Source organism: Mesorhizobium sp. M0518, assembly GCF_040321125.1.
In the GTDB taxonomy this organism is placed as follows: Bacteria; Pseudomonadota; Alphaproteobacteria; order Rhizobiales; family Rhizobiaceae; genus Mesorhizobium.
In genome coordinates, this window is the sequence record NZ_JAMYQY010000039.1 from 1 (window position 1) to 18,370 (window position 18,370).

Genomic DNA, 18,370 nt, shown 5'->3' on the forward strand with positions numbered 1-18,370 from the left:
TTTAAGCGTAAGCTCTGAAATCGTCATGTGTCGAAGCCCTCAAAGGCTCCGAACATCGTCCTTCACGCCGATCACCGAAAGGTGCCGTCGCGACATCGCTTACAAAGCATCCGTTGCAATTAATATACTGCAGTTTTTGAGCTTGTGACTTCCCATTCGAGTTCCTCCAACATGCCGCAGGCGGTCTCGAAGGCGAAACTAGCCTGTCGTAGGCCACCAGCTACAACCGGTAACAAGGCCCGGGTCCTGAAGGGTCTGGAGGTGCCGGAAGAAGGCCTGCTATTATCAGCCTTCTATCAGTTGGATCGCGTCAGCCACTCAGAGTTGACGAAATCTGGCCGCTTCAACACAATCCCGTGGCTTGTTGAGAGCGGACCGTCTTGCTCGGTGCGGGCCGCGATCTCTTTCCATTCCGGCGTTTGCACAAACTCTTGCCAGCCAACACTCGCCGCTTTCTCGTCAGGCCACTCAACGACGTACCAGATCTCGCCACTCTCCGGAGTTTCCCAGAAGTCGATGAGTTTAATCCCTGTTTTTTTGAAAAGGGGCAAGCTATCGCGAGCAAACCGTTCTCGCATCCTGTCCTTCATGCCCTCAGTCGGTATGTAATGCCTCAACTCGTAGATCATAGGAAAGCCTTGCCTAGCCTTGTTGAATCATGTCTCTTGGTTCCAGGGCAGCGTAAGTGTGTGCTAACCCAACAAGCGCTCTTCAAACGGGTAGTTTGAAAGCAACTCATAGCCGTCAGAGGTTACAAGCAGCTGTTCCTCCAACTTTACCCCATCTCTTTCGCCGACTGCGCCAATGTAGCTCTCGACACATATGACCATTCCTGCTTCAAGGATCGCGTCATAGGCCACGCGACCACGGAACCATGGCTTTACCTGTGGATATTCATCGCACATGCCAACTCCATGAATCACGGCGGGGTAAGCTTGCTCCCGGAATTCTTCGGGGACTGGCCAAGCTGACGCCTGCAAATCCTTCATACTAAGGCCTGGACGTATAAGTTTCATGTTTGTTTGCAATTCGTCATACGCCAGTTGGTACAGCTGTCGCTGACGCGCGCTGGGCGGCTCCTTCCCGTAGTAGAATGTTCTTGAAACATCGCAGAAATACCCAAATGGCCCCACCATATCAGTATCGAACCCAACCAGGTCCCCCGGTTCGATAACGCGTTGCGTGGCCTCCTGCAGCCAGGGATTGATGCGCGGACCCGAAGCGAGCATCCGCCCCTCATGCCAACCGCCCTGGTTGGCGAGGTTGGTATAGTTGAGCAGCCCCCAAAGCTGCAATTCAGTCACACCTGGGCCCATACTCGCCTGCATGTGGGCGATGCCGTGCTCGGCTACGGCGCATGCCCAGCGAATGCAAGCGATCTCGTCCTCCGATTTGATAGCCCGCGCCCCTTCGACGATGTTGACGGCGTCAACAACCTCTAATCCGCGCTCCATCAGCGCCTGGGTAATGCTGGGGTTGACATATTCCATCGCCACTTTGCGATTGGTGGTGCCAATCTCGCTGAGGAACCCGACAATGTCGTCGGCAAAAAGTTTCGCGGCCTCCGGCAGCTCATTGCCGCCCTCAAAAAACGAAATCGGCCTTCCTGCTCTCACGCTGTCTGCGGAGGACCCGAAGGTAAATGCCTGATGAAGGGTGATCGGTCCATCGAGGGGCAAAAACAGATATGTGACGGGAATATGAGACTGAAACAGCGGAAAGGTATTGTAGTCAACGGCATACCGAATGGTGATCGGGCTCACGAGGACACACAGAGCGACGCCGGCCTCACGCATCGCCGACCTGAGACGCCCCTTCCGGTATCCATCGAGTCTTTTGAAGTCGATATCCGGGATCGGCCGAAACTTGCGCAGGTCGCTCCAGTCGTCACGTAGTATGAGGCCATCAGGGCTTGGCGTAATCAACTTAGAATCCATCTTGGCCCCCCCTTTGCGCGTGCCAGCGATGCTGCTGACCGGCCACGCTGAAATCTATGACAATGACCTATAGGAGCCGGCTGAACCCACTTCAAATGAGTATTAATGGGGGCACGGATAACCAGGAGTCATGGGCATTCCGGCATCGGTCTCCAATTATTGGAGTCTGCGTGCAATAGAAGGAATTGACTGGGTCCGGCCTGCACCATGACTTCAGATTGTCCGCCACATGACTTTTTGATCGCTTGCGGGAGGGTAGGAACTGGCAGTAAGCGGGGACAGTGCTTTAGGCGGGCCCTTGAAGTCACTCATTTGGCCTCTCACCACGCTGGACATCACTCTCATGACGGACACCAAAAAGGTCGTTATCGTTACCGGCGCAACGTCCGGAATAGGGGGCGCTGTGGCACAGGCATTCGCCGCGGCAGGGGCAACACTCGTATTAGTCGGCCGCGACCACGAGCGTGGCCAGAGAGCTTTGGTATCTGTTCAGAAACTGGGTTGTTCGGCCCAATTGATGCTTGGTGATGTGGCTGACTCCGGCTTCGCCGACCAGGTAATAGCTTACACCTTGGAGCGCTTCGGAAAGTTGGATGTCTTGGTCAACAGCGCCGGAGTTATCCGGCGTGGAACCGCGGTTGAAACCTCAGATGACGATTGGCGCCAGACGTTCGACGCGAATGTCAGCGGCGTGTTTTACTTTAGCCGCGCCGCAGTGAAGGCCATGAGGCAAACCGGTGGCGGTAGCATCGTAAACATAGCCTCCAACGTCGGTTTGGTCGGCTGTTCCAATCTTGCTGCCTATTGCGCGTCGAAGGGAGCGGTGGTTCTGCTGACTCGAGCGATGGCCCTAGACCACGCCAAAGAGCAAATCAGCATCAATGCCGTCTGCCCTGGCGCCGTCGATACACCCATGCTCATTTCGGCCCACAACGAGCCGGTTACGGCCGACGAGATCCTGCAGCGGAATATCGATACAATTCCCCAGGGTCGCGTGGCCACCCCGGAGGAAATAGCAAGCCTGACAGTGTTCCTTGCTAGCAAGGAAGCGAGGCACATAACCGGCGTTGCTGTTCCGATAGATGGTGGCTTCACGGCAGGATAGGGGGATCCATGGGTAACCGTTTATCAGGGAAGGTTGCCGTCGTTACGGGCGGCAACCGAGGTATAGGAAGGGCGATTGCCGAAAGGCTCGCTGAGGAAGAGGCGGCGGTTGTCGTCGGCGACGTGCTTGGCGAGCCTGGCACCGCTGGCGGCAGTGTTGAGGGGCTCGTGTTTTTGCCGCTTGACGTCACCAAGGAAGTTTCGGTTCGAGCATTCGTTGACGAGGTCCTGCAGAGGTTCGGCAAGATCGATATCCTGGTCAACAATGCTGGCATCGTGATTCATAAATCGATTGATGAGCAGACTGTCGATGATTGGGACCGGCTGATGGCGGTCAATCTTCGGGGTCCGTTTCTTATGACCAAGTATGTGGCCCCGGAAATGAGACGAATTGGTTCGGGCGCAATCGTCAACATTGGCTCGGTCGAGGGCTTTATGGTCAATCCCTGGCACACGGCGTATGCCGCCGCCAAGGCGGGCGTACACGGCCTCACGCTAGGGCTGGCAGTTGACTTAGGACCAGATGGGATACGTTGCAATACCGTGTGCCCCGGCTGGATCGATACGGATCTAAATCGGTCGTACGTCGAAATGCACCCGGATCGACGCTTGATCGAGCGGGAGCTGGGACAACTTCATCCGGTAGGTAGGATAGGCTCTCCGAAGGATATAGCGAACGCGGTCCTTTGGCTGGCGAGCGACGAATCCAGTTTCGTTAGTGGCGAAATGATCGCTGTGGACGGTGCCCGGACCAAGAAGATTTCCCTGCCGGCCATCTTGGACGAGGAATATCGTGCCAAGCTGTCAAAGCTGACGCTGTAGCGATGCATCGCCGAGTTGGAACGGGGTGCGGCAGCTTCTGTCGCTCGGCGGGGGAAGGATCAAGGCCCTCCTCCAAACCGCATTATCGCCTGGATCCTGGCGCTGCGCCTAGTCGTTGGAAATGAGAGCCAAACCCAAGAAAAGGCCACTGTTCCTCGGGATCGATACCGGCGGCACCTACACCGATGCTGTGCTGTGGTCCGAGACTGAAGGTCCACAGCAGGGGCCCAACAAGGGCAAGGTGGTGGCCAAGGCCAAGGCGCTGACCACGAGGCATGATCTGGCCGTCGGCATTTCAGGCGCCGTCGACGCGGTACTGCGGAAGGCCGGCACCGACACTGCAGCGATCAAGCTGGTCTCGATGTCGACGACGCTCGCCACCAACGCGCTGGTCGAGGGCCAGGGCGGCCGCGTCGCGCTGGTCATGATCGGTTTCTCCGAGGCCGACCTCGCCCGTGATGGGCTGAAGGCAGCGCTTGGTACCGACCCGGTAGTGTTCTGTCGCGGCGGTCACGATGTCCACGGCAATACCGTTGGCCTCGACCTATCGCCTCTCGAGGCGATGTTGCCGGAACTCGGCGCCTCCGTGTCCGGCTTTGCCGTCTGCGCCTATTTCGCCACCCGCAATCCCGCACATGAGGTCGCCGCCCTCAAACTGATCCGCGACCGTACCGGTCTGCCGGTCACTGCCAGTCACGAGTTGTCGACCAAGCTAGGCGGCCCACGCCGGGCGCTGACGACGCTGCTCAACGCCAGGCTGATCTCGATGATCGACCGGCTGTTGGGAGCGACCGAAGGCTTTCTGAAGCGGCGCCACATTACAGCCCCTTTGATGGTGGTGCGTGGCGACGGCGCGCTAGTTTCGGCCGCGTTCGCCCGCCAGCGGCCGATCGAGACTATCCTCTCCGGTCCCGCCGCCAGCCTGGTCGGCGCCCGCCACATGACCGGGCTCGATGACGCCGTGGTCTCCGACATCGGCGGCACCACCACCGATGTCGCCGTACTCGACAATGGCCGGCCTCGTCTCGACCTGGAAGGCGCCACCGTGGGCGGCTTCCGCACCATGGTCGAGGCCGTCGCCATGCACACCTACGGCCTTGGCGGCGATTCCGAAGTCGCGCTGGAGGATGGCGCGCTGAACCCGAAAATCCTGCTCGGGCCGCGCCGTCTGGTTCCGCTGGCGCTGGCCGGCATGGCCCATGGTGAAGCCGTCACAGCAGAGCTCGAGCGCCAGCTGCGCGCGCCCAATCCCGGCCGGATGGATGGCCGTTTCGCGGTGCGCACCGGCATTCCTGACCGGCTCGCCGCCGGCCTTACCACCCCCGAAGCACGACTCTACGAGTCAATCAGTGCCGTCGCCGTTGCTCTCGACAAACTGCTCACCTCGAACGCCCAGAGCGCGACGCTCGACCGGCTGGTGTCGCGCGGGCTGGTGCATGTCGCCGGCTTTACCCCATCAGACGCCGCCCATGTGCTGGGCAAGCAGGCGAACTGGGATCCAAATGCTGCCAGGCTTGGCGCCGAGCTGTTCGCCCGCAAGCGTGACGGCCGTGGCCAGCCAATAGCCCCTTCGCCGGAAGCGATCTCCGAGCGTGTTCTGCTGACGCTGACGCGCTGGTCCGCCGAATATATCCTCGAAACCGCCTTTGCTGAGGACGGGCTCGACGGCGCGGCGACGGTGGCGCATGCGCTGGTTCAGCGCGCCGTCGATGCCCATCCCGGCATCGCACGCTTGAGCGTGGCGCTCGACCGTCCGGTCATCGGCCTCGGCGCCTCCGCGCCGCTGCACTATGCCGGCCTGCCGCTGCTGATCGGCAACGGCTGTGTCGTGCCGGAGGATACCGATGTCGCCAACGCCCTCGGCGCCGTCGTCGGCCAGGTCCGGGTGTCGGCCGAAGGACAGGTCAGCCAACCCAAGGAAGGGCTGTTCCGGCTTGCCTCTGGCGGGAAGGTCCGCGATTTCCTCGATGAGGCGACCGCGATCGCGGCCGCCGACGCCGAAGTCCGTGCCACCGTCGCCCAGATGGCGAGGGAGGCTGGCACCGACAACGCCGAGATCGAGGTCTCGACGGTGTTCCGTGTGTCAACGGTTGAAGGCCAGCGCTTGTTCATCGAGGCGCATATGGTTGCAGTGGCCTCGGGAAGGCCGAGGATTGCGGCTTAGATGACCAGGCCTGATCGGCCACACTACCAGAAGCGCTTGAAATCGCTGACGATGTCCTAGCACTTCCGCTCAGCGGCGCGGCATCGGCTCGGCTGATCGGTTTCCGCTGGCATACCGCGAAACTGTAGACCTGACCGTATTGGCAGGCAGTTCGTTCGTTGCTCTTTGATCTAACCGAGGCCAGGTCCGACCCAGGCCGGCACGGTTGCACGACACTGTTGCGGCGAGATTCCGTTAAACACCCTAAAGCACTTTGCGAAGTGTGAAGGGGACAAAAACCCGCAAGCTATCGCGATATCGATAATCGGCATGCTTGTTCCTTCGATCAGGCGCTTGGCGTGATCTACTCGGATTCGGAGATAATGGCGTACCGGTGGCATGTGCACGTGCGCTGCAAACAGGCGCTCCAGTTGGCGCCGCGACACGCCGGCCCGTTGTGCCACCTCGCTCATGGTAAGCGGGTATTCCACGTTCTCCTCCATGATCCGCATAGCCATGAGCAGTTTATCGCTTACTCCGGCAAAGGCGAGGCCCGTTGGCCCGGTCTGCCGGTTCGTACCTGAGCGCTGACCGTCGACAGTCGCGTGCCGACAAACCTCCTGTGCTGTTAACCCGCCGACATGACTGGCGATCATATCAACTGCCAGGTCGAAGGATGCCAGTTCACCCGCACACGTTGAAAACTGTCCATCCTTGACGAACAGAGAGTCCCGGATCTGAGGCTGGCTGAATACTTCAGAGAACGCGGCTAGCCGGGACCAGTGGATCGTGCAGCGTGTGCCCGCCAGAAGACCGGTCTGCGCGAGCAGCCATGTCGCAGTTCCCACCGCGGATATGGGCACTCCGCGGCGTGCGATGATGCGGAGAAAATTATTGAATTGTGGGCTCAACCGCCGTCCCACTGGCTCACCGGCAACAATTACCAGGTGATTTGGGCCGCGGTGGCCTGAATAGGTATTGAGTTCGTCAATAGTTACATCCACCGCGACCGAAATGCCGCTCGCCCCTTCAACAGGCCGTGCGTCGAGTCCTGCGATCCGCCACTTGAACAGCTTCAGCCGCGTAACCGTATTTGCGATGCGGAACGGCTCGATGAACGCGTGAAGTGCCAAGTGGGAGAATCCCGGCAATACCAGTACCACCAGATCGATTGGCCGGCCCGCCTGCGGCGGAACGTCCGCAGTGGTCGACGGCTCCATGGCACTGATATCGGGGCGTACATTCATTAGGATTCGTCCATGCGTTTCACAAAGGAATATTCGAGGTGATCTCGAACCCGAAGATGGCTGGCGATTTTGGCTATGCTTGGCGGGCGTACATGGCGGGCTGAAGGATACGTTCCATGCGCCTCATGCCTACGTCAGCCGTTCGTTCTTTGACAGCTGTGTCGCCCACAGCCCGACATTGTAGTTCTCCGCCTGGCTGTTGCCTTCACAGCAACCATCTTTCAATACTTGCCGCCTAGAGGACGGCTTCGCCGATATCAAGTTCCCGACGCTTCATGAAGTCGAGAAGCTCTTCGTCAATTGCTTCATCGAGCGGCGGTGCTTGATACTCCTTCAGGGCCCGCACAGCAGCGTCACGTCCCCGCGTGTCGGCATCCCTCGCGCCGGCAAAGTTCCACTGCTCATAGCTGTCGTGGTCCATCAACTCGGGTACGAAGAATGCATGTTCAAAGTTCTTAAGGGTATGCTCGGTTCCCAAATAATGGCCGCCGGGTTCGCTCTGGCGGATCGCGTCCATGGTTTCATCCAGCTCGTTCATCATAAGCCCCTGCCCGAGCTTATAAAACATCACCATTTGCTCTGCATCGAGCATGAACTTACTGTAGCTTTGGGTCAGGGCACCTTCGAGGTAACCGGTGGATGACAGGACGAAATTCGCCCCAGCGATCAGGACACCGTACATATTGCGGGCTGCTTCATAGCCGGCCTGGGCATCGACAAGTTTTGAACTTGTACAACTACCGCTGCACCGCCAAGGCAGTTTGTAGTGTCGGGCCAGCTGACCGACCAGCATGTTCATGTGGTCTATCTCCGGGGTTCCCGCCATTGGCGCTCCGCTTTTCATCGAAACGGTTGCCAGCCACTGTCCGTAAATGGAAGGCGCGCCCGGCCGCACCAGCTGGGCGAAGGCTATGCCGGCCAGTGCTTCGGCATTGAGCTGGGCGACTGCGGCCACTGTACTTGCCGGGGTGCTTGCGCCAGCCAGGACAAAGGGGGTGAAGAGGATAGCCTGATTGCTCGCTGCATAAACCTTGACGGAATCCAGCATCGTCGCGTCCCATACGAGCGGCGAATTGCAGTTGGCGATCGAGACCATCACCGTGTTGTTGTGAACGAATTCGTCACCAAAAACGATCTTGGCCATGGTGACCGTGTCTTCCGCCCTTTCGCGGGAGGTAACCGCGCCCATGAACGGCTTGTCGGAGTACTTTATCAAGCTGTAATTCATGTGCAGGTGGCGCCTGGGGACGGCGATGTCCATTGGCTCGCAAAGAACGCCACCCGTCATATGCATCGCGGGAGCCTGATAGGCGAGCTTTGCAAAGTTCACAAAATCAGCAATCGTCGAATTCCGCCGCTTGCCTTCGAGATCAAGCACATTCGGCGACCCATACGCTGGTGTAAAGATCGTTTTCCGCCCCCCGATCGTGACCGTCTTGGCCGGGTTTCGCGCGTGGATCGTAATGTACTCGGGCGCCTTTGCCACGAGCTCCATCAGCTGGTTTCTGTCGATTCTGATGCGCTGACCGGTCACATTGGCACCCGCTGCGCGCCACATTTCGACGGCTTCGTCATCGCGAAATTCGATGCCTATCTCTTCAAGTATCTGCATCGAATAGTCGTGGAGCCTAAGCAATTCGTCAGGGCTCAACAAATCCATATAAGGAAGACCCCGCTCCAACGACGGCATGAACGTTACCGACCTCTCGGAACGCAGCTTCTGTCGGGCGTCCCGGCCACCTGATCTTGCGGACATCTCTTACTATTCCCTGATTGACGTCAGAATATAGGGCAGAACTCCACCCCAGACTAACAACTAAAAATGATGTAGCTTATGAACTGAGGTTATGCTCATGGCCAACCCTAAAGCCGATCCTGTATGCCGCGCAGGAGAGACGACGCCGTGACAATTCCTATGTCAGCTCCCGCGTCGTCAACGACCACCAGCGGCCGGTTGTCATGTCGATTGGACAAAGCGATCAGTTCTTTGATTCCGGCGTGCGGTCCCAGGCGTGGCGCGTCGGCCAGAGCCCTGCCCTCGGCCCAGCCCGCATAGTTCGATAGGGGCGACATTACCGCCTCGGCCCTCAAGAGCTTCAACCGGCTGCTTCCCTGGACAAATTTTTCGACGTACGGATCCTTTGGGCTCCCGACGATGTCTTCAGGAGAGCCGATCTGAAGCATCTTTCCGTCTTTCATGACACCGATCTGGTGCCCCAGCCGGACGGCTTCGTCCAAATCATGGGTTATGAAGAGCGTCGTCTTGCGCAACTTGTTGGATAGCTCTTTGAACTGGTCCTGCAATTCCCGGCGAATGAGAGGATCGAGTGCTGAAAATGGTTCATCCATCAACAGGATGGCGGGATCGGCCGCCAAGGCCCTGGCAAGGCCAATTCTCTGCTTCATCCCTCCTGAAAGCTCATCGGGATAGCGGTCGCCCCAGCCGGCCAGCTGGACCAGCTCCAGCTTTTCTTCTGCAATCTCATAGCGTTGCCTGACGCTGACTTTCCTGAGCTCAAGGCTTAATGCCACATTGTCACGGACTGTCCTGTGCGGCAGCAGCGCCACATTCTGGAACACCATTCCGATCGACCGGGCGCGAAGCTCGCGCATCGCATTTTCGGATTTCAGGTTGATGTCCTCGCCGCCAACAATGATTTGGCCGGCGCTGGGTTTAATCAGCCGATTCACATGGCGAACTAGTGTTGACTTTCCGCTGCCGGAAAGTCCCATGACACAGAAGATCTCCCCGGCTTCAACCTTGAAGGAGATGCCGGCGACGGCTACCACGCAACCATGTTTTTCGAGGAGAGTAGCCTTCGAGAGGTAGTCGCGCTGGATGTCGGCAAGGTTAAATTTTGAAGTTGCTCCAAAGACCTTCCAAACGTCCCTGAATTCTATAGCGTGCGCTGTCAAAGTTGGTTTCCAAGTTGGAGGAGCTCCTCCCGGCGGCCAAAAGCCACCGGGCGAGTCAGTCTGTCTGGCGACTACTTCGCTGCCTGCTTTGCCTGGGCTATCCAGCCGTTCCACTGATCGAGGTGCGCCTTCTTCCAGTCCTCGGCATGACGACGAATGTCCTCGTTGGATTTCCCACCCTTGTGAATGAGAAGGTTCTCGTCATCGATGTCCTGAATCGGAATCTCGACTTGCTCGAACCATTTGTTGGCGACAGGGTTTTTCTCGAGGAAGACGTTGTTTGCAAACACGTGATGAGTGTTCACCGAGAACCCGAGGTTTCCAATGCCTGGAACCGTCGTCTCCGCGCCAGATTGTTCGTCGGGCAACGCCGTGAACGGGACGGTTAGCCATGAAACGTTTTCGCCGTGGCGAAGAATCCCGTTGACCCATGTCGGGGTCCATCCGTAGTACAGCACTGGTTTGCCGGACTGAACCCGTTGGATAACGTCTGCGATCAAAGCGAAATACTCGCCCTGATTATGCGTTACGGTAGCCCGAAGGCCATACGCATCAAGGTGATGTTCAATGATACGTTCGCATCCCCAGCCAGGCTCACAGCCATAAAGGTCGGCTTTACCGTCGCCATTTATATCGAAAAGTTTGGCGATCTTCGGGCCTTTCAACTGATCGATCGTCTTAATTCCATACTTGTCAGCCGTAGCTTTATCGATAGAGTAACCCTGGATTGAGTTCTTTGCGAGCGTGCCGACCCGATGAGCCTTGGCATCGCCCCCGGCCTTCTCAGCAAATGCGATATGCAAGGGGTACCAGTGCGGCGTGTAGTAATCCGCATCACCGTTTGCCACGGCTATATGGGCAACGGGAACCTGGGTTTGGGACGGCTCGTCTACGGTATATCCCAGATCCTCGAGGCCTAACTTTACCACGTAGGCTTCAAATAATTCTTCTGCAATGCCGTTATACAAAGGCCTGACGGTGACGCCAGTGCCCGGAAGGTTCTCGGCAGTCACATATCCACAAGACACCGCCAAGGTGCCTAGCACTGTCACAGCAGCCGCAAGCCCCCGCCATCCAATTTTACACCAATCGCTCATATTTGCTCCCATTGTTGTTAACTAGACACTCGTTGCCGGCCACTTTCCAATCCTTCACGTGCCGCCGGAGGGCCTTGGAAGGTTTTGACAAAACCTGTGACGAACGCAGCTGGGCCCCGCTTGTGCCAAGCAACGTGAGCTAACTGTCTGCTCTTGGACATCGCGGATTGGGTCAAGCGGTCTAGAATGATCGCTAGAAGGACAATACCTATTCCGCCTGTTGTAGCCTGACCGATATCGAGGCGCCCTATGCCGCGCAGAACCATTTGCCCAAGCCCCCCCACTGCGATCATGGAGGCGACAACAACCATTGACAGTGACATCATCAACGTCTGGTTCACACCCGCCAATATGCTCGGGAGAGCCAGCGGAATTTGAGCCTTAAACAGAAGTTGACTGTCTGAGGCTCCAAAGGCACGCATGGCCTCCACGACCTCTTCGGAGACCTGCTGAATGCCTAGCGTTGTCAGCCTGATAACGGGCGGGAGGGCAAAAACGATCGTTACAATGACGCCTGGCACGTTGCCGATGCCGAACAACATCACCACAGGTACGAGGTAGACGAAGGATGGGATCGTCTGCATTGTGTCGAGAATTGGCCGGCATATCGCGGCAGCGCGGTCGCTTCGCGCGGCCAACACGCCCAGCGGAATGCCCACCATCGTGCAGAAAAGAACCGCGGTGAAAACGAGAGACAGGGTTGTCATCGTTTCGCCCCAGATGCCGAGGAACCCGATGACTACCAACAGACCAACGATCTGAAGCGCCAGGCGCCACCCGGCAATTTGCCAGGCGATCAGTCCAAAGCAAAGGATTGTTATGACGGGGGGGATTCCATTAAGTGCGCTGTCAAACGCCTTGAGAAGCTGGTCGATAGGCCACTTCAAGCTTTGAAAAAACGGACGGTATTGTTCGACAACCCAACCCAAGCCATCAGCGACCCATCGATCAAACGGTATGTGCCAGCTTTTGAAAGGGTCCAAAACGTCTTCGAACTTCACCAAAATTCCTTTCAACCAGGACTTTCGTCACAGACGACACGGGCCTTAACACCAAATGATCGTCGCCCGCATTCACAGTCTTTCGCCCACCTGCAAGCGCAGCCCTAGGCCGACTTGGCAGTCAACACCGGACATATAGGAGACCTAAAGAAGTCGTTGGTTATTCAGCATTTTGTTGACTCCCATTGTGACCTGGATCCCTCAGGCCAACATGAGGGTATCCCCTCTTAACGTTTTCGAAACGCTAGCGACTCGAGCCTAACAAAACAACCGGATAAAAAGTTATGTATCGCGGGCCTAAATGTTATCCGACGGTAGGTAACTTCTCCTAATTACACTTGATCTACACTTATAAGTGCCGCTGCTCGCTCTTGCACCAAGTGTCAGACCAGCGGGGGGCTGATCACCCCACGCCGCCACGCGGTGGCTGCGGCCAAGGAGACAGCAACGCACGAGCCAAATACTATTGCAAAGCAGTTCTCACCGCCGGCAATGAGCAGTAAACGGGTTCAGCTCGTGGTGACGGTTTGGGGCATCAAACCGTGGCGCCAGGGAGTAAGTGATCCCGACGGCAGCTTCCTTACACCATCGGCGTAGGACGGTGCCTTCAGGCCTCCGGCACATCTAGGCCTTTGCGAGCCAAACCTTGCCGAGGTCGATCTCAAACGTCGGGTGCATCGGAAAGTCCTTGACCTGCTTGGTGGAATGGTGAAACACCGAAAGCCAATAGGGCTGAATGATGATACCGGAATCTTGCAAAAGCGTTTCAATTTCCTGCATCAGTACTTTCCTCTTGGCCGGGTCTGGCACCGCCAATGCCGCGTCCAGCTTCTCGTCGAACTTGGGGTTTGACCACCCGGTCTCGTTCCACGCGACACCGCTGCGATAGGCAAGAACCAAATTCTGTACGCCAAGTGGCCGGTGGTTCCAGTTCGTAATCGAAAGTGGATATTTAAGCCAGTCATTGTAAAAGGTGCTGCTGGGAAGGACCGTCCGCTTGACCTTAAAGCCTGTCTCGCGGAACTGCGCCGCTATCGCGTCGCCGGCGTCTTTTAGCCAATCCGTGTCCGGGCTAATGATATTGTGCTCGAAGTCCACCTGACCAGCCTCGGTCATCAGACGCTTCGATGCTTCGATATCCCGCTTCTTTTCAGGAAGAGGGTAAAACTCGGGATGTATGGGCGCTACATGATAGTTAGCCGCAACCGTGCCGCGGCCATCGTTGGCAATCTGAAGGATTGAGGCATTGTCGACCGCCAATTGCAAGGCGTTGCGCACGCGTTGGTCGTCATAGGGCTTGTTTGTGACCTGGGTGCGGCACAACAGAGTTGTCGCAGTCTTTGCTTCCGATATCACAAGCCCGAGTTGATCATATGATCCGATGCTGTTCGCATAGGTCTGGTAGTTTGCATCGATCTCGCCGGACTCGAACGCACTCGGGACGACTGTCGCCTCGGACCCGTAATCGATGAATTGGATCTCGTCCAGGTACGCTTCACCGCCCCACCACTGCCCATTTGTCCGACGTTTGAGAACAGCTTTCTGGCCGACATCCCACGAAACCAATTCGAACGGGCCCGTACCGACCGGGTGAGCAATGAGATTAGAGCCATTTTTCTCGAAGTCGCGGTGAACGACGAGCGCAGGATAGTCGGAAATTCCCGGAATAATGGTGATGTCGGGTTTCGACAGCTTGAGCTTCACGGTGTGGTCATCAACTTTAATGATGGCGCCATCCTGGGCCTTGCCGGTTTTCTCGTCGATTAGTGAACTCAACCGCGTGGCCATCGAGTTGCCGGCCGCGTCCCTCTCACACCAACGATTGAAGTTAAAGATGACGTCGTCCGCAGTGAAATCGTCGCCATTGTTCCACTTCACACCCTTTCTCAGGTGCAAGACATATTCCTTGGCGTCTTCACTTGTGTCCCAGCTCTCAAGCAGCCGCGGCTCGAAAGTGTATTCGGTCGTGTATTTGACCAATGGTTCCAGGAACTGACGGTAAATGTTGGCCAGCTCTGAAACGTCAACAGTCCGCGGGTCCTTCGCGCCGTAGACGATCATGGCGATGCGCAAAGTTCCGCCTTTGATCGCTGTCTCTTCGGCATGCGCCGACGGAACCGCACCCAGCATTGAGTACGCGACAGCCGTTGATGCGCCAAAGATGGAAGCGAGTGCCAGGAATTCCCGTCTGTCCATTCCGCCTTGCTTGACGTCTGCGGCAAGACTCCCGAACAGCTTGGGCAGACGGTCACCGTTTCTGCTGAAAAAACCCATGTGAACCTCCCCAGAGTGTGTACAACGCGACGCCAGCACAGATGGTATCGCTTGGCTGCATCATGAGGCACCGACAACCGCTGATAGCCTCCTATTGGAGATCCAGCGCGGCGTGAGAGTCCGTCCCTGATCCTGGAAACGCTAGCGACGCACGCACTCCAAAACAACCTGATAAAAAGTTATGCGCGCCGCCAGGTAAAGTTATGCAGCTCAAATGAATGTGACGGACGATCGTCGCAGATGATTACCAGTGGGTGGGTCCGCCGCCGCAAACCAGCTTTGGAAAAAAGGCCTGCCGCCTCATAACATTTAATCTTGCTATACATAACTTTTCGTCCGGTTGTTTTGTTAGAGCTGTCTCGCTAGCGTCGCCGGTACGGGTCCGCGAGGAAAGTAAATCACGAAAGGATATTGCCGGGATGAGCAGCGAACCCGTGGATTTCTCGAGAGGTTCTGTCGCCGAAGTTCCAGAAGTGATGACCGGAGTGCTCCTTGTCGGGCACGGCGGTTTCGACAAGCTTGAGTATCGCAGCGACATCCCCGTTCCGACCCCTGGCCCGGCGGAAGTCCTGATCCGTGTTGCTGCTGCAGGTGTCAACAATACTGACATAAACACGCGCATCGGCTGGTATTCGAAAAGTGTGAAAAGCAGCACCGATGAGGGTGCCACGCAGGCGCAGGATCTCGACGCGACCTGGACGGGGGTGCCCATGTCCTTTCCACGAATCCAGGGAGCGGACTGTTGTGGTCGTATCGTTCGCGTCGGGAAGGACGTGGACCCCAGCCGTCTAGGAGAGCGCGTCATCAATGCAAACACCCTTCGCTTTTATGTCAACTACCGGCCGATGGAGAGCTGGGTGTTTGGCTCAGAGTGCGACGGGGCTTTCGCGCAGTACATGAAAGCGCCTTCAAGTGAGGCCCATACGGTCGATTGCGACTGGAGCGACGTCGAGCTTGCTTCGGTGTCATGCTCCTATTCGACAGCCGAGAACCTCCTTCATCGCGCCGGAGTGAAGCCGGGCGAGCATGTCGTCATCACCGGTGCGTCTGGGGGGGTCGGATCCGCGGCAGTGCAGCTGGCGAAAAGGCGGGGAGCCTTTGTAACCGCAGTCGCCGGCTCGATGAAGGCCGATGAAATGCGACAGCTAGGCGCCGACCGGGTGGTTCCCCGCGGTGAAAGCCTGGTCAAACACCTTGGAAAAGAAACCGTTGACGTTGTCGTCGACGTAGCCGCAGGCCCCGCTTTTGCCGACCTCCTCGATGTTCTGAAGAAGGGCGGACGGTATGCAGTCGGCGGTGCGATAGCAGGTCCCATCGTCGAGCTCGATGTGCGCACCTTGTACCTCAAAGATCTCACTTTTTTTGGCTGCACATTCCAGGACGACGTCGTTTTCAGGAACCTTGTATCGTACATCGAGAAGGGTGAAATCCGCCCGCTCGTTGGGAAAACCTACCCATTAAAAGACATCGTGACAGCCCAGCAAGAGTTTTTGTCAAAAACCATCAGCGGAAAGATTGTGCTCGTCATACCGGATTGAAAGGAGTACGATGTCTGTACTGAAGATTGCCAGAATTGATGTTTTTCAGGTAGACCTACCCTACTCGGGTGACGTCTACCGATTGTCGGGAGGGCGTGAATACCGGACCTTCGACGCAACGATCTTGCGCATAACCACGCAGAATGGCCTTGAGGGATGGGGCGAAAGCACTCCGTTCGGCGCGAACTATGTCGCGGCTCATGCATTGGGTGTTCGATCTGGAATCGCCGAGATCGCGCCAAGCCTGATAGGCTTGGACCCAAGACGCGTCGACCGCATCAACGATGCGATGGACATAGCCCTCCTCGGTCATGAGCATGCGAAAACCGCGCTCGATGTCGCCTGCTGGGATCTGTTCGGAAAATCGGTCGGCCTGCCGGTGTGCGAGCTATTGGGGGGACGCACAGATGTCAGAATGCCGGTCGTGTCATCAATCTACATGGGCGCACCGGACGACATGCGGAGACGTGTCGCAGAGCACCGAGCGATCGGGTATATCTGCCATTCGGTCAAGATCGGAGGCGAGCCCGCCGACGATGCGGCTCGGATTGCGGCTTCAGTCGCAGACAAGAAGCCCGGGGAGTATTTCATAGCCGATGCGAACGGCGGAATGACGGTTGAGACGGCGCTTCGCATGCTGCGGTTGTTGCCGCCTGGTGTTGATTTCGTACTTGAGCAACCCTGTCCCACATGGCGCGAGTGTATGTCGCTGCGCCGGCGCACCGACATTCCCATTATCTTCGATGAGCTCGCTATGAGCGATGCATCGATCGCCCAGCTCATCGCTGACGATGCAGCAGAGGGATTTAGCATCAAGATATCGAAGAATGGTGGTCTGACGAGAGGCCGGCGCCAGCGTGATATCGGCGTTGCTGCGGGTTACACCGTAACCGTCATGGATACAGTTGGATCGGACATTGCATTCGCTGGAGTTGTACACTTGGGCCAGACCTTCCCCGAGCGATACTTGCGCTGCGTGTTGGATTGCCGGAAGCTCGTCTCGCTGCGGACTGCCGACGGTGAATTTGAGGTCATCGAAGGCCGCATCGTAGCGCCTAACACGCCAGGCTTGGGAGTGACGCCTAGGCTTCAAGTGCTAAGGGAGCCGGTCGCCAGCTATTCTTGATACCAACTTCGATAAACTCGCAGGCCCTAGAGGGCTTGCGGACCATAGCCCAGTGCTCAAGAGATTTGAAAGGTCAAGATGTCCAACTTGTCGAGCTACGAAATCCCGATCTCCTCAACCTTCACGGCATATGACTGCCACTGCGAAGGCGACGTGGAGAAAGTTGTCGTCTCCGGATTGCCCGAATTGCCCAAGGGAACAGCATTTGAAAAAATGAAGTTCTTCCGAAAGCATCACGACAACATCCGCCTGTTCTTTCTACGCGAGCCCCGTGGCAGCATGATCCAATCCGTCAACTTCATCGTGCCTACCGAAAACCCGGAAGCGGTAGCGGCATACATTATCGCCGAGGCGGAAGAATATCCGGAAATGTCCGGTGGAAACACGATCAGCGTGGCAACCACAATGCTGAAAACTGGCATGGTTCCGATCACAGGCCCAGTGACCCGGTTCAAGCTTGAAGCGCCCGCCGGCCTCATTGGGATCGAGTGCGATACCGCGGACGGGAAGGTCGGTGCGGTCCGGTTCATCAACCAACCCGCTTTCGCTTACTGCCTGAACAAGACGATTCAACTTCCAGGCTTTGGCGAATTGATCGTGGACGTAGGCTATGGGGGCATGACGTACGCCATTGTTGATGCGCAGCAGTTCGGTTTCGACCTCGTTGCATCGGAGGGCCGGCGGCTTAGCGACTTGGGACAGGAAATCAAGGCAGCTGCCGCGGCACAAATACCGGTGTCCCACCCGCTAAACTCTGAGCTCCCGGGTATTACACAAACGATGTTCGTAACCCCAATCAAGCGGTCAGAACAGGGAGTAGAGTCGAAGAACGCCGTGATCGTTTCGCCTGGACGGATAGATCGTTGCCCCTGCGGCACGGGAACGTCTGCACGCCTGGCTGTGATGCATGCCAAGGGCGAAATTGGAGAAGGAGACCGGTTCACTCACAAGTCGCTGATCGACTCCACGTTTACCGGGGAAATCGTCGCTACCACAAAAGTGGGGGACTATGACGCCATCATTACGGCAGTTAGCGGCCGTACCTGGATCACCGCTAAATGCGCCTACATTCTGGAAAAGGACGACCCCTACCCGGAAGGGTACGCGATCACGGACACCTGGCCGGAAATGAAGGAAGGGCTCTATCGGTCCAGCTAACGCGCCC

The 18,370-nt window shown here is 57.3% G+C and carries 14 protein-coding genes; 6 read left to right on the forward strand and 8 right to left on the reverse strand.

Annotated features, from left to right (window positions below):
* Positions 1-296: 296 nt before the first annotated feature.
* The gene (locus tag NKI66_RS31495; protein WP_352753921.1) at positions 297-629 is read right to left on the reverse strand and encodes an NIPSNAP family protein; all 333 of its coding nucleotides are present in this window, start codon (positions 627-629) and stop codon (positions 297-299) included.
* A 63-nt stretch (positions 630-692) separates the two neighbouring features.
* Positions 693-1,937, reverse strand: coding sequence for a M24 family metallopeptidase (locus NKI66_RS31500; RefSeq protein ID WP_352753923.1), 1,245 nt, complete (start codon positions 1,935-1,937; stop codon positions 693-695).
* A gap of 298 nt (positions 1,938-2,235) precedes the next feature.
* Between NKI66_RS31500 and NKI66_RS31505 the strand changes: the two genes are divergently transcribed.
* The 3 genes from NKI66_RS31505 to NKI66_RS31515 all read left to right on the forward strand — a co-directional run bounded on the left by NKI66_RS31505 (position 2,236) and on the right by NKI66_RS31515 (position 6,027).
* Entirely contained in the window at positions 2,236-3,042 is an 807-nt protein-coding gene (locus NKI66_RS31505) for an SDR family NAD(P)-dependent oxidoreductase (RefSeq protein ID WP_352753925.1), read from the forward strand.
* 8 nt (positions 3,043-3,050) lie between these two features.
* Positions 3,051-3,863 carry an SDR family NAD(P)-dependent oxidoreductase gene (locus NKI66_RS31510; RefSeq protein ID WP_352753927.1) on the forward strand — a complete coding sequence of 271 codons (813 nt, stop codon included), beginning with the start codon at positions 3,051-3,053 and terminating at the stop codon, positions 3,861-3,863.
* A 121-nt stretch (positions 3,864-3,984) separates the two neighbouring features.
* Complete coding sequence (locus NKI66_RS31515) at positions 3,985-6,027, forward strand: hydantoinase/oxoprolinase N-terminal domain-containing protein (protein WP_352753929.1); 2,043 nt, start codon at positions 3,985-3,987, stop codon at positions 6,025-6,027.
* 170 nt (positions 6,028-6,197) lie between these two features.
* Here NKI66_RS31515 and NKI66_RS31520 read toward each other — a convergent pair whose 3' ends face one another.
* From NKI66_RS31520 to NKI66_RS31545, 6 genes are all read right to left on the reverse strand, one after another.
* The gene (locus tag NKI66_RS31520; RefSeq protein ID WP_352753931.1) at positions 6,198-7,253 is read right to left on the reverse strand and encodes a GlxA family transcriptional regulator; all 1,056 of its coding nucleotides are present in this window, start codon (positions 7,251-7,253) and stop codon (positions 6,198-6,200) included.
* Between the two features lie 235 nt (positions 7,254-7,488).
* A complete protein-coding gene (locus tag NKI66_RS31525; RefSeq protein ID WP_352753933.1) occupies positions 7,489-9,009 on the reverse strand; it encodes a trimethylamine methyltransferase family protein in 1,521 nt (506 codons plus the stop codon).
* Positions 9,010-9,116: 107 nt separating this feature from the next.
* Positions 9,117-10,169, reverse strand: a complete 1,053-nt coding sequence (locus NKI66_RS31530; RefSeq protein WP_352753935.1) for a quaternary amine ABC transporter ATP-binding protein — start codon at positions 10,167-10,169, stop codon at positions 9,117-9,119.
* Between the two features lie 71 nt (positions 10,170-10,240).
* Positions 10,241-11,266 (reverse strand): glycine betaine/L-proline ABC transporter substrate-binding protein ProX, encoded by a 1,026-nt coding sequence (proX, locus tag NKI66_RS31535; protein ID WP_352753936.1) that lies wholly within the window; start codon positions 11,264-11,266, stop codon positions 10,241-10,243.
* A gap of 17 nt (positions 11,267-11,283) precedes the next feature.
* Complete coding sequence (locus tag NKI66_RS31540) at positions 11,284-12,267, reverse strand: ABC transporter permease (RefSeq protein WP_352753938.1); 984 nt, start codon at positions 12,265-12,267, stop codon at positions 11,284-11,286.
* Between the two features lie 624 nt (positions 12,268-12,891).
* Positions 12,892-14,541, reverse strand: coding sequence for an ABC transporter substrate-binding protein (locus NKI66_RS31545; protein ID WP_352753940.1), 1,650 nt, complete (start codon positions 14,539-14,541; stop codon positions 12,892-12,894).
* A gap of 419 nt (positions 14,542-14,960) precedes the next feature.
* On the opposite strand from NKI66_RS31545, the gene NKI66_RS31550 reads away from it, so the two are divergent.
* The 3 genes from NKI66_RS31550 to NKI66_RS31560 all read left to right on the forward strand — a co-directional run bounded on the left by NKI66_RS31550 (position 14,961) and on the right by NKI66_RS31560 (position 18,363).
* The gene (locus NKI66_RS31550) at positions 14,961-16,079 is read left to right on the forward strand and encodes an alcohol dehydrogenase family protein (protein ID WP_352753942.1); all 1,119 of its coding nucleotides are present in this window, start codon (positions 14,961-14,963) and stop codon (positions 16,077-16,079) included.
* Between the two features lie 10 nt (positions 16,080-16,089).
* Positions 16,090-17,205: a mandelate racemase/muconate lactonizing enzyme family protein gene (locus NKI66_RS31555; RefSeq protein ID WP_352753944.1), complete on the forward strand. Its 1,116-nt coding sequence runs from the start codon at positions 16,090-16,092 to the stop codon at positions 17,203-17,205.
* A gap of 78 nt (positions 17,206-17,283) precedes the next feature.
* Complete coding sequence (locus NKI66_RS31560; RefSeq protein ID WP_352753946.1) at positions 17,284-18,363, forward strand: proline racemase family protein; 1,080 nt, start codon at positions 17,284-17,286, stop codon at positions 18,361-18,363.
* Positions 18,364-18,370 lie beyond the last annotated feature (7 nt).

What these genes read in the sequence shown, in the direction of transcription:
- NKI66_RS31495 (WP_352753921.1), bottom strand. Translation starts at nt 629, where the DNA reads ATGATCTACGAGTTGAGGCATTACATACCGACTGAGGGCATGAAGGAC.
- NKI66_RS31500 (WP_352753923.1), bottom strand. Translation starts at nt 1,937, where the DNA reads ATGGATTCTAAGTTGATTACGCCAAGCCCTGATGGCCTCATACTACGT.
- NKI66_RS31510 (WP_352753927.1), top strand. Translation starts at nt 3,051, where the DNA reads ATGGGTAACCGTTTATCAGGGAAGGTTGCCGTCGTTACGGGCGGCAAC.
- NKI66_RS31515 (WP_352753929.1), top strand. Translation starts at nt 3,985, where the DNA reads ATGAGAGCCAAACCCAAGAAAAGGCCACTGTTCCTCGGGATCGATACC.
- NKI66_RS31520 (WP_352753931.1), bottom strand. Translation starts at nt 7,253, where the DNA reads ATGAATGTACGCCCCGATATCAGTGCCATGGAGCCGTCGACCACTGCG.
- NKI66_RS31525 (WP_352753933.1), bottom strand. Translation starts at nt 9,009, where the DNA reads ATGTCCGCAAGATCAGGTGGCCGGGACGCCCGACAGAAGCTGCGTTCC.
- proX (WP_352753936.1), bottom strand. Translation starts at nt 11,266, where the DNA reads ATGAGCGATTGGTGTAAAATTGGATGGCGGGGGCTTGCGGCTGCTGTG.
- NKI66_RS31545 (WP_352753940.1), bottom strand. Translation starts at nt 14,541, where the DNA reads ATGGGTTTTTTCAGCAGAAACGGTGACCGTCTGCCCAAGCTGTTCGGG.
- NKI66_RS31550 (WP_352753942.1), top strand. Translation starts at nt 14,961, where the DNA reads ATGAGCAGCGAACCCGTGGATTTCTCGAGAGGTTCTGTCGCCGAAGTT.
- NKI66_RS31555 (WP_352753944.1), top strand. Translation starts at nt 16,090, where the DNA reads ATGTCTGTACTGAAGATTGCCAGAATTGATGTTTTTCAGGTAGACCTA.
- NKI66_RS31560 (WP_352753946.1), top strand. Translation starts at nt 17,284, where the DNA reads ATGTCCAACTTGTCGAGCTACGAAATCCCGATCTCCTCAACCTTCACG.